At 73.0% G+C, this 10,373-nt stretch carries 9 protein-coding genes; 3 read left to right on the top strand and 6 right to left on the bottom strand.

Features of this window, described 5'->3' with window-relative positions:
- Positions 1 to 123 precede the first annotated feature (123 nt).
- The 3 genes from galK to BN12_RS16485 form a co-directional block, all read right to left on the bottom strand.
- Entirely contained in the window at positions 124 to 1,317 is a 1,194-nt protein-coding gene (gene galK, locus BN12_RS16495; RefSeq protein WP_048554169.1) for a galactokinase, read from the bottom strand.
- Entirely contained in the window at positions 1,314 to 2,801 is a 1,488-nt protein-coding gene (locus BN12_RS16490; protein WP_048554168.1) for a S10 family peptidase, read from the bottom strand. The genes galK and BN12_RS16490 overlap by 4 nt, the downstream gene beginning before the upstream one ends.
- A gap of 159 nt (positions 2,802 to 2,960) precedes the next feature.
- On the bottom strand, positions 2,961 to 4,307 hold the full coding sequence (locus BN12_RS16485; protein ID WP_162233095.1) for a D-alanyl-D-alanine carboxypeptidase family protein: 1,347 nt from the start codon (positions 4,305 to 4,307) through the stop codon (positions 2,961 to 2,963).
- Between the two features lie 356 nt (positions 4,308 to 4,663).
- Between BN12_RS16485 and BN12_RS16480 the strand changes: the two genes are divergently transcribed.
- Positions 4,664 to 5,803 (top strand): mannose-1-phosphate guanylyltransferase, encoded by a 1,140-nt coding sequence (locus BN12_RS16480; RefSeq protein WP_048554164.1) that lies wholly within the window; start codon positions 4,664 to 4,666, stop codon positions 5,801 to 5,803.
- 32 nt (positions 5,804 to 5,835) lie between these two features.
- On the opposite strand, the gene BN12_RS16475 is transcribed toward BN12_RS16480, so the two are convergent.
- From BN12_RS16475 to BN12_RS16465, 3 genes are all read right to left on the bottom strand, one after another.
- Complete coding sequence (locus BN12_RS16475) at positions 5,836 to 6,459, bottom strand: class I SAM-dependent methyltransferase (RefSeq protein ID WP_048554162.1); 624 nt, start codon at positions 6,457 to 6,459, stop codon at positions 5,836 to 5,838.
- A gap of 243 nt (positions 6,460 to 6,702) precedes the next feature.
- Positions 6,703 to 8,289 (bottom strand): ABC transporter permease, encoded by a 1,587-nt coding sequence (locus BN12_RS16470; protein WP_048554161.1) that lies wholly within the window; start codon positions 8,287 to 8,289, stop codon positions 6,703 to 6,705.
- Positions 8,286 to 9,212 (bottom strand): ABC transporter ATP-binding protein, encoded by a 927-nt coding sequence (locus BN12_RS16465; RefSeq protein ID WP_048556510.1) that lies wholly within the window; start codon positions 9,210 to 9,212, stop codon positions 8,286 to 8,288. Before BN12_RS16465 ends, BN12_RS16470 begins: the two co-directional genes overlap by 4 nt.
- A 54-nt stretch (positions 9,213 to 9,266) precedes the next feature.
- Here BN12_RS16465 and BN12_RS16460 point away from each other — a divergent pair, with 54 nt between their 5' ends.
- Together BN12_RS16460 and BN12_RS16455 are read left to right on the top strand one after the other, a co-directional pair.
- Positions 9,267 to 9,734, top strand: a complete 468-nt coding sequence (locus BN12_RS16460; protein ID WP_048554159.1) for a GbsR/MarR family transcriptional regulator — start codon at positions 9,267 to 9,269, stop codon at positions 9,732 to 9,734.
- A 112-nt stretch (positions 9,735 to 9,846) separates the two neighbouring features.
- Positions 9,847 to 10,373: methylmalonyl-CoA mutase family protein (locus BN12_RS16455; RefSeq protein WP_048554157.1), on the top strand; the 527-nt coding region annotated here is incomplete at its 3' end.

The raw sequence follows: 10,373 nt of genomic DNA, 5'->3' as shown, positions 1-10,373 counted from the left end.
GAGTTGATGCTGTCCCGAGCCTCGTCCGCCGACATCCTCTCGGCACGTGCGGAAGCCTGCGGCGGCAGGTGTGGGCTTTCGACGCCCAGGGGCGGGGCGCTCCGGGGCGGGGCGGGCGGGGCGTCAGCGGTCGCGGCCGGCCGGGGCCGAGGGGGGCGCGAGAAGGAACTGCGGCGCGCCGAGTCCCCCGTCGGAGAAGGCCCGCGCGATGGCCTCGGCGACGCCCTCGGTCGCGTCGTCCCGGACGAGGGCGATGACCGATCCGCCGAACCCGCCGCCAGTCATCCGCGCACCTGCGGCGCCGGACGCGAGGGCCGTCTCGACGGCGAGGTCGAGGGCCGGCACGGTGACCTCGTAGTCGTCGCGCAGCGAGGCGTGCGAGGCGACCATCGCCGCGCCGAGCGCCGTGACGTCGGACGCGTCGAGGGCGCGCACCGCGGTGCGGACGCGCTCGATCTCGGTGACGACGTGCCGGGTCCGGCGGCGCAGGACGTCGGAGTCGAGCCGGCCGAGGGCGTCGGGCAGCTCGTCGGGGGCGATCTCCCGGAGCGTCCCGACGCCGAGCGCCTCGGCGGCGGAGGCCGTCGACCGGCGCCGCTCGGCATACTGCCCGTCGACGAGCGCGTGCGGCACCCGGGTGTCGCAGACCAGGAGGGTCCACCCGCTGTCGCCGACGCTCCATGCGACGTTCGTCGTGGAGAAGTCGAGACAGTCGAGGAGGAGGACGTAGCGGTCCTGCGCGAGGACCGACACGGACTGGTCCATACCGCCCGTCGAAGCGCCCGCGACGACGTTCTCCGCCTCGATGCAGGCGGCGATGAGGTCGCGGTCGGACAGCGCGGTGGGCGTCGCGACGAGGTCACGGACGGCGACCGCCACCGCACACTCGATGGCTGCGGACGACGACAGCCCGCTGCCGAGCGGTACATGCCCATCGATGACGACGTCCATCCCCGGGATGACGATTCCGTTGTGCCGCAACGCCCACAGCACACCGGCGACGTATGCGACCCAGCCCCCCGGGCGCCCCTCACCGACGTCGTCGAGGGTCCCCTCCCACACCGAGTCCGCCTGGCAGCTGGCGAGGCGGAGGAGGTCGTCCGACCGGGGTGAGACGGCGGCATACGTCCGGTGCGGCAGGGCGAGCGGCAGGCAGAGTCCGCCGTTGTAGTCGACGTGCTCGCCGATGAGATTCACCCGGCCGGGCGCCGACCACACGCCGTGCGGGGGTCGGCCCACCTGCCGCTCGAACCGCTCCGCGAGCGCCGCGGTGACCACCGCTCGCTCCGGTGCCGAAGCCCACTCGAGGGTGGTCATCGACCGCTCGCCCCCTCGACGAACGTCCGGAGCTCGGCACTCTGGCGACGCCGGCTCGGCTCGTGGACGTACATCATGTGCCCCGCCTCGTAGTAGCGATGCTCGAGGTTGCCGAGCAGGTCGGCCGGGACGTCGAGGTGCGCGAAGGCGTCCTCGGCGGCCCAGTACGGCGTCGCCCCGTCGTAGTAGCCGTAGGCGACGTGCACCCGGAGGTGGGGGTTCGCGCGCAATGCTCGGGACAGGGCCGCCGTCACGTCGATCGGCTTGGCCTCGTACTCCTTGTAGGACCACTCTTTGTGGGCGCGGTCGGAGCTCACGACGTAGGCGAGCTCCTGGTCGTAGCCGAGCTCGGTGCGCACGTAGTGGTTGAATGCCGCGGCATACGGACCCATGACGGCGTCGAAGGACGGGTCGGCGTCCCACTGCTCGGCGATGCCCGACCGCAGCGGGCCGGTGAAGCGGGCGTCGAGCCGGCCGACGGCCAGCCCCCGGTCACGGAGCAGCTCGGTGAAGAAGCGCACGTGCTCGACCCGCAGGTTCGATCGGTCGATGTATGCGGGGGAGAGGCCGGTGAGGGACGCGAGCCGGTCGACGACCTCCTGGCGCTCGTCGGCGGTGAGCCGCGACCCGCGGGCGAGGGCCCAGGGATAATCGCGAGCGGCATACGCCTCGGCCTCGTCGAGGACCTCGCGGAGGGGACGCTCGCCGTGGAACCCGTGGAAGTGCGCCGTCGCGGCATACGTCGGGAGATAGTCGACGTAGGCGCGGTCGTTCCGGTACTCGAAGTCGCTCGTGTCGAAGTCGATGATGGAGGAGACGAGGACGACGCCGTTGAGGTACATCGCGAGCTTGTCCTGGAGGTGCTCGGCGAGGGCTGCCGCGCGGACGGTGCCGTACGACTCGCCGATGAGGAACTTGGGGGACAGCCACCGTCCGTGCCGGGTGACCCAGAGCCGGATGAGCTCGGCGACGCTGTCGATGTCGGCCTGGAACCCGTGGAAATCCTTGGGTTTCCCGCCCTCGACGGCGCGGGACCAACCCGTCGACACCGGGTCGATGAAGACGAGGTCGGAGACGGCGAGCAGGCTCTGGGGATTGTCGGTGAGGCCGTAGGGCGGGGCCGCGAGGTCGCCGACATCGCCGGACAGGACGCGTCTCGGGCCGAGCAGGCCCAGGTGCAGCCACACCGAGCTCGAGCCGGGCCCTCCGTTGAAGGCGAAGGTGACCGGGCGGCTTCGCCCTTCCTCCGGCTCCGCGACATAGCTGGTCACCGACATCTCCGCGCGAGGCTTGGTGCCCTTGAACACGTCATCGTCGATCGACTCGGGGGACAGCACGATCCGGCCGGTGGCCGCCGTGTAGGCGAGGGTGCGGCCGTCGTCGAGGGTCAGCGTGTGCTCGGTGCGCCGGACGTCGTCGACGGGGGTGCTCCTCGACGCGGCCTCGGCGTCGGACTGCTTCTGGTCGTCGTCGGTCTGGCTCACCTCGTCATCATGCCAAAGGGCCGGGTCCCGACACAGGCGGAACCGATGTCGCTGCGTGATGTCGCCGGCGGCACGACGGGCGGGCCGGCGATGTGGTCTGCGGCACCGTGGCGTTCGGCGCCAGAGCTCTCGGCGTCGGAGCTCTCAGCGCCAGCGCTCTCAGTGACGTGGCTCGCCGCGCGCCTCGCGGCGTCGGGCGCGTAGGACGCCGCCGACGCCGAGCGCGCCACCGGCGGCGAGCACCGCCGCTCCGAGGAGCGCGGGGACGAGGTTGTCGTCGCGTCCGGACGCCGGGGTGGTAAGAGCTTGCGGTGCGGCGGCGGCCAGGAGGGTGTCGGTGGGTTCGGGAGGTGGTGTCGTCACCGTGTCGGCCGGGCTCGTCGCGCCGGCCTGACCAGCCGGCGACGGGGTGGCGCTCAGCTCACCCGGCTCGACGAGCCGGCCCACGGGCCGCGCCTTCGAGCCGTACGCGAACGCCCAGTCCAGCAGCTTGGCGGTCGGGCGCCACTGCTGGAAGTCCAGACCCCACATCTCGGTGACGACGTACGTGTGGCCCCCCCGACGTGCCACGGCGATGTAGGTGCGGTTCGCCTTGCTCGTGTAGCCGTCCTTGCCGCCGATCGCGCCCGGGTAGTTGAGCATGATCGTCGTGTGCGTCGTCAGGTCGTACGTCTGCCGATGGATCCCCTTGGCGTCGACGAGCGTCGGGCCGGGCTTCGGCGTGCCCGAGGCCGAGGTGTGCTTGGCCGCCTTCTTGGGCACCGGCATACCGGGAAAGTGCACCCGCCTGGTCTGGACGTAGGAGCGGAACGCCTTGCTCTGCATCGCTTTCCGCGCGATGAGGGCGAGATCGTAGGCGCTCGACGTCTGGCCGGGGGCGTCGAGGCCGCTCGGGTCGCCGGCACGCGTGTCGAGGGCGCCGAGCTCACGGGCCTCGGCGTTCATCTGCGCCAACGTCCGCGCCGTGCCGCCGTTGATCCGGGCCAGCATGTATGCCGCGTCGTTGGCCGATCCCATGAGGAGCGCCTGGAACAGCTGCCGGCCCGTGTAGACCTGTCCGGGGACCAGCCCGATCCGGGTGCCGTCCGCCCGCGTGTCGGAGGCGGCAGCGGCATACGAGCGACTCGCGTCGATCCTCGGCAGGAGGACGATCGAGGCCAGTGTCTTCAGCGTGCTCGCCGGGGCGAGCCGGGCGTGGGGCGCCTTGGCGGCGATGACCTCACCGGTGTCGAGGTCGGCGACGACCCAGGCGACGTCGCGCATCGTCGGAGGGGCGGGGACCCCCTTCGGCAGATCGGTGACGACGCCCATCGACGCGAGGCGCGCGCCGCCCACGGCCGTGGCCGGGTCGACCGTCGACCGCGGCACCGGGAGGGTCGGACTCGACGGTTTGGGCCTCGTCGCGCCGGCCGCGTCCGCGACGGGCAGGATGACGAGGGCCGCGGCTCCACCGGCCACCGCCCACGCACGGACGCCATGGCGCCTCGGGCGGGCGGTGCGTGGCACGAGAACACCTCGGGTCGGCGGGCAGGGTCTCACCTCACGGTATGCCATTCGGCTGCCCGGATCGGGGACCGCGCGTTCCGGACGCGGCCGCTTGGCGTGATCCCGCGGCACGTCTTCCGGGGTGACCCTGGAAGACGTGGCTTCGCCCGGGTTCCCTTGTCGGGTCGGGCTCAGTCTTCCGGGGTGACCCGATAAAGCGGGGTGGGGAGATCGTGGCGCGCTTCCGGGGTGACCCGATAGAGCGGATGGTGGGGAGGTCGTGGCGCGCAGGATCCCGGCATACCGCCGGTGGCGGGGATCTCGAACATCCCCTCCACGGCGCGGCCCGGGCCTCGCCTCGTCTACCCTCGCCTCCCATGACCACCATCGAGGGCTTCTGGGCCGTCATCCCTGCCGGGGGGGCCGGCACGCGGCTGTGGCCGGTGTCGAGGGCGGGACGGCCGAAGTTCCTCCTCGACCTCACCGGCTCCGGGCGCACCCTGCTCCAGGCGACGGTCGACCGCCTCGAACCCCTCGTCGGCGACCGGGTCCTCGTCGTCACCGGTGCACGGCACCGCGACGAGGTGGTTCGCCAGCTCGGCCCCCGGGTGGGGGTGATGGCGGAGCCGTCACCTCGGGACTCGATGGCCGCCATCGGGTGGGCGGCGGCCGTCCTCGAGGCGAAGGACCCGGACGCGATCCTCGGGTCGTTCGCCGCGGACCACGTCATCGGCGACCTGCCGGCATTCGAGGCCTGCGTCCGGGAGGCCGTCGACGTCGCCCGGACCGGCCTCGTCGTGACGATCGGGATCGAGCCCACGTATGCGGCGACCGGGTTCGGGTACATCCGCTCCGGCGCCGCGGTCGCCGGCTTCCCCACGGCGCGCCACGCCGTCGAGTTCGTCGAGAAGCCCGACGCTCCGCGCGCCCGCTCCTACGTGGCGTCGGGCGAGTTCCGCTGGAACGCAGGGATCTTCGTCGTCCGCGCAGCGGTCCTGCTCGATCTGCTCGCGCGCTGGCACCCTGAGCTGGCCACCGGGCTGCGAGCCCTGGCCGCGGACCCGTCGGGGCTCGACGACGGGTGGCCGCTCCTGGAGCGGATCGCCGTCGACCACGCCGTCGCCGAGCCCGCCGCGGCCGACGGCCGGGTCGCCGTCGTGCCCGGCACGTTCCCGTGGGACGACGTCGGGGACTTCGCCTCGCTCGCCGGGCTCGTCACGACCGCGACGGCCCTGGACACGCCGGCCCTGCCTCCACGTGACCGAACGTCTCCTGCGACGTCGGCGAAGGACCACGAGGCGGTCACCGTCGTCGGTGACGCACGACTCGTCCAGGCCGTCGACAGCACGGGGTTCGTCATGCCCTCCGGAGGGCGCACGGTCGCCCTCGTGGGGCTCGAGGATGTCGTCGTCATCGAGACCGGCGACGCCCTTCTCGTGACGACGCGACACCGCGCGCAGGACGTCAAGCGGATCGTCGATGCCCTCAAGGAGTCCGGCCGGACCGATCTCCTCTGACGCCTGTCGGACGGGCGACACACCCCCTCGGCTCAGGGGAGCGTGGCGACGCCGACGATGAGGGGTCGCGCGAGGGCGGGGGCGCCGGTCCACTCCTCGCCTCGGAGCTCGGATACGTCGAAACCCGCGAGCGCCAACGCGGCACGCGTGTCCCGGTTGACGTGGCAGCCGTTCGCGAAGAACCGCCAGGGTGTATGCAAGCGGTCCTGCCAGCCGGCGACTCGTGCGTCGTCGGAGCGGACATGCTCGACGACGACGAGCCGACCCGACGAGGACAGCACCCGCCTGATCTCGCCCAGCGCCTGCGGAAGGTCGTCGACCGTGCAGAGGGCAAGGGTGCTCACCACCGTGTCGAACGCGCCCTCCGGGAAGGGGAGCCGCTCCGCCGGCGCCTGGACGGTGTCCACCTGTCGGTGGAGCTCACGGACGCGACGTCGGAGGCGACGCAGCATCGGCTCCTGCGGGTCGGACAGGGTCAGCTGCTCGATGCTCGAGGGGTAGAGCGGAAGGTTGAGCCCCGTTCCGGCGCCGATCTCGAGGACCCGCCCGGTCGCGCTCGCGAGGACCGAGCGGCGGCGCTCCCGCATACCGTGCTCCTCGGTCGATGCGACCGACCGGTCGTAGACCGCCGCGAAGAACCGTCCGTAGAGACCCACGGCCTCAAGGCTGCCACCGCCAACCGTCGGGGTGGTGCACCGGCCCCGATCGGGTGCCAGATCGCCTGGTGCGGGGCCGGGTGGGTGGTGCACAGGCCCGATCGGGTGCCAGATCGCCAGGTGCGGGGCGGGGTGGGTGGTGCAGAGGCCCGATCGGGTGCGAGTGCGCCAGGTGCGGGGCGGTCGGGGTGGTGCACAGGCCCCGATCGGGTGCCAGACCGCCAGGGGCCGGGCGGGCGGGGATCAGGTCGTGAGGTCGCGGTGGCGGAAGCCGGCGCCCCCGAGACCCAGGCAGACGGCGGCGATGACGACGAGGCCGAGGAGGGCGGTCGCCGAGACCGTGCCGCCGGGCAGGCTCCCGAGGTGATCGAACGGCGCGAGCCCGATGACCCAGTCCGGCAGCTTGAGGAGCTCGCCGAACTCGCCGAGCAGGAGGAACACGGCGAGCACGCCCCAGGCGAGGGCGGAGAGCCTCGGCACGAGACCGAAGAGGAGGAGGGTGAGGCCCGCCATGACCCAGGCCGCTGGCACGGTCGCGAGCGCGGCGCCGACGAGGGAGGCGACCGGGTACCCGCTCGACGCGGAGGCGACGAGCCCGGCCGCGAGGCCGGCGACGAGCATGAGCCAGGCGGCCCCGAGGAGCGCGATGCTCACATGGCCGGCGAGCCAGCGCCACCGGCTCACGGGCGTCGCGAGGACGACCTCCGCGTGTCCGGCCGTCTCCTCCGAGCGCAGCCGGAGCGCGGTGACGACGGCGAACGCCGCCGCGCCGATCGCCATGAACCGCAGCTCGGTGCCGAGGAAGAGGTCGGTCACCGTGCCGTGACCGCCGCTCATCTTCGCGAGCATGTCGCGGACGCTCGGGTCGCTCGCGATGTCGCCGGCGGAGGAGGCGAGGGACCCGACGACGATGCCGAGCACGGCATACCCGATGGTCCAGCCGATGACCGAGCCGCGCTGCAGCCGCCAGGCCAGCCCCGACGCGCCGGCGAGCGAGGACGAGGCGTGCGCGGGACCCGGCCGGGTGGCCCACAGGCCGGCCCCGAGGTCGCGCCGGTGGAGCAGCACGTCGGCGACGAGGAGGAGGACGAGGAGGAGCGCGACGGCGAGCAGGAGGAGCGAGGGCCGGTTCGCGCCGTAGGGGGCGACCTTCTCCGCCCACCCGAGGAAGGACAGCCAGGTCAGCCAGCCGGCGTCGGATGCCGTGTCGCCGACGACCCGCAGGACGTATGCGGCGCCGAGGACTCCGAGCGCGATGGCGCCCGCTCCTCGGGTCGTGGCGGTGAGCTGGCACGCGACGGCCGTCACGCCGGCCATCGCGAGCCCGGGCGTGAGGATCGTCGCCGCGAAGGCGACGGCCCCGGCGGCGCCGGCGCCGGTCGGGAGGAGCAACAGGGCGGACAGCACGGCCGTCGCCGCGACGGCCAGCACGGCGAGGACGACGGCGGCGACCATCGGGGCACGCCGGCCGACGACGCCCGCGGCGACGAGCTCCAGGCGGCCTTCCTCCTCCTCGGTCCGGGTGTGCCGGCGGACGACGGCGAAGGCGAGGAACGCCGTCCCGAGGCCGCCCATGAGGATCGCCTTGATGATCCCGACGCCCTCGGCGGTCAGTGACGGCAGGGGACCGTAGAGGGCGAGGACCGACGGGGTGTCCTCCATGACCCGGGCGCCCGCCTGGGCCGCGGCGTCGGTCGTGTAGAGGTCGAGGGTCGACGCCATCGTGCTGTAGGGGATGACGGCGAGGACGAGGGCGACGACGACGAGGATCCAGCGGTCGCGCCGCCAGGCGAGCCGAAGGAGGGAGCCGGTGCCGGCGAGCTCGGTCATGCCGACACGACCTCGGTCTCGTACTGCGCGAGGAAGAGCTCCTCGAGCGTCGGTGGCTGACAGGTGATGGCCTGTATGCCATGGGCTCCGAGCCGCTCGAGGACCTCACCGACGTGGTGGGTGTCGACGACGAGGGTCGCCCGGTGGATGCTCGCGTCGTCGACGGCGACCGACTCGACGCCGACCCAGGACCGGGCGTCGGTCGGGGAGAGCGGGGTCGCGAGGGTGACGGCGACGCTCGTCCGGGTGAGGGTCCGCAGGTCGGCGAGGCTGCCGCTGTCGACGACGCTGCCCTTGCGAACGATGCTCACCCGGTCGGCGAGCGCCTCCACCTCGGAGAGGATGTGGCTCGACAGGAGGACGGTGCGTCCCTCGGCCCGGACCTCCCGGACCGCGTCCTGGAACACCTTCTCCATGAGCGGGTCGAGGCCGGACGTCGGCTCGTCGAGGACGAGGAGGGGCACGTCGGAGGCGAGGGCGGCGACGAGCGCGACCTTCTGCCGGTTGCCCTTGGAGTACGAGCGTCCGCGTTTGGTGGGGTCGAGGTCGAACATCTCCAGGAGCTTGTCCCGGCGCGATCGGTCGACCCCTCCGCGGAGCCGGCCGAGGAGGTCGACGACCTCGCCGCCGGTGAGGTTCGGCCAGAGGCTCACGTCCCCGGGCACGTAGGCGAGCTGTCGGTGGATGGCGGTCGCGTCGGCCCACGGGTCGCTGCCGAGGACCCGGACGCTGCCCGCGTCGGCGCGCAGCAGCCCGAGGAGCACGCGGATCGTCGTGGACTTGCCGGCGCCGTTGGGTCCGAGGAAGCCGTGGACCTCGCCCTCCCGTACGGTGAGGTCGAGGCTGTCGAGGGCCACGGTGGCCCCGAAGGTCTTGCGGAGGCCGTGGGCCTCGATGACAGGAGTGTCGGTGACATCGGTCATGAGGCTCAGCATACGCAAGTTTCAGAATTTTCTGAATCCAGTAAACTGTGAGTCATGACGCACGACGAGGATGTCGCCCTGTTCATCGAGCGGCTCGGCACGACGCTCACCTCCTTGGGTATGCAGCGCGTCCCCGCCCGCGTCTTCGCCGCTCTCATGGCCGACGAGGACGGACGGATGACGTCGGCCGAGCTGACCGGGGCGCTCCGGCTCAGCGCGTCGTCGGTGTCCGGGGCGGTGCGCTACCTGTCGGAGATGCGGATGATCCACCGCGAGCGCGAGCCGGGGACCCGGCGGGACGTCTACGTCGTCGCGCAGGACCAGTGGCACTACACCCTGCTCGGCGCCGACCAGATCTACGGACGGCTCAAGTCGGCCTTCGCCGGGGGTGTCGCGGCCGTCGGGGGTGCGGACTCTCCCGCGGGGGCCCGGCTGGAGACGTCGGTGCGGTTCCTCGACTTCATCACGACGGAGATGAAGGGCATCGCCGAGCGGTGGGAGGCCCTCGAGACGGGGTCGTGAGCGAGCGGCCGAGATGGCCGGGACGCCCGCTCGCGGGCCCTCGAGAACGGGCTCGTGAGGTTGGGCACCTGAACCGGATCGGACGGCGACCGGAGCACTAGTGTCGGGAGCCATGGCCGACGACGTCTCTGTGCAGTGGGAGCATGCGGCAGCCGGGGTGCTCCGCAGGAGCGGACGGCTCGGCCCGGACGACGCGGACGCCCTCGTCCGGGACGCGCTGACGCGCCGCACTCTCGACGGGATCCCCGTCACTCCCCTCGGGACGCCCGAGGTCGTCGCCGACGTCCCCGACCCCGGCCTGCCGGGCGAGCCGCCCTTCGTGCGCGGCGTCGGTGTCGGCCGACCCGGCCTCGGCTGGGACATCCGGGCCCTGGCCTCCGCTCCGGATGCCCGCCGCACGGCTGAGCACCTCGTCACCGACCTCGAGAACGGCGCGACCTCCGTCTGGCTGCAGCTCGGACCGGGGCGGCTGCCGGTCGCCGAGCTGGCGACCGCCCTCGACGGCATCTACCTCGACCTCGCACCCGTCGTCCTCGAGGCCCCGCACGACCCCGTCGGCGCGGCGCGGGCGCTCGTCGACCTCGTCGCCCGGCGCGGTGGCACGGTCGACGGGGCCGGGGACTCCCCCGCGGGCGCCGG

This window comes from Nostocoides japonicum T1-X7 (assembly GCF_001046855.1).
GTDB classification, from domain to species: domain Bacteria; phylum Actinomycetota; class Actinomycetes; order Actinomycetales; family Dermatophilaceae; genus Nostocoides; species Nostocoides japonicum.
This window is presented reverse-complemented; position numbering and strand designations above follow the sequence as displayed.

Coding starts and splice junctions, on each gene's coding strand:
- BN12_RS16480 (WP_048554164.1), top strand. CDS start 4,664: ATGACCACCATCGAGGGCTTCTGGGCCGTCATCCCTGCCGGGGGGGCC.
- BN12_RS16470 (WP_048554161.1), bottom strand. CDS start 8,289: ATGACCGAGCTCGCCGGCACCGGCTCCCTCCTTCGGCTCGCCTGGCGG.
- BN12_RS16465 (WP_048556510.1), bottom strand. CDS start 9,212: ATGACCGATGTCACCGACACTCCTGTCATCGAGGCCCACGGCCTCCGC.
- galK (WP_048554169.1), bottom strand. CDS start 1,317: ATGACCACCCTCGAGTGGGCTTCGGCACCGGAGCGAGCGGTGGTCACC.
- BN12_RS16460 (WP_048554159.1), top strand. CDS start 9,267: ATGACGCACGACGAGGATGTCGCCCTGTTCATCGAGCGGCTCGGCACG.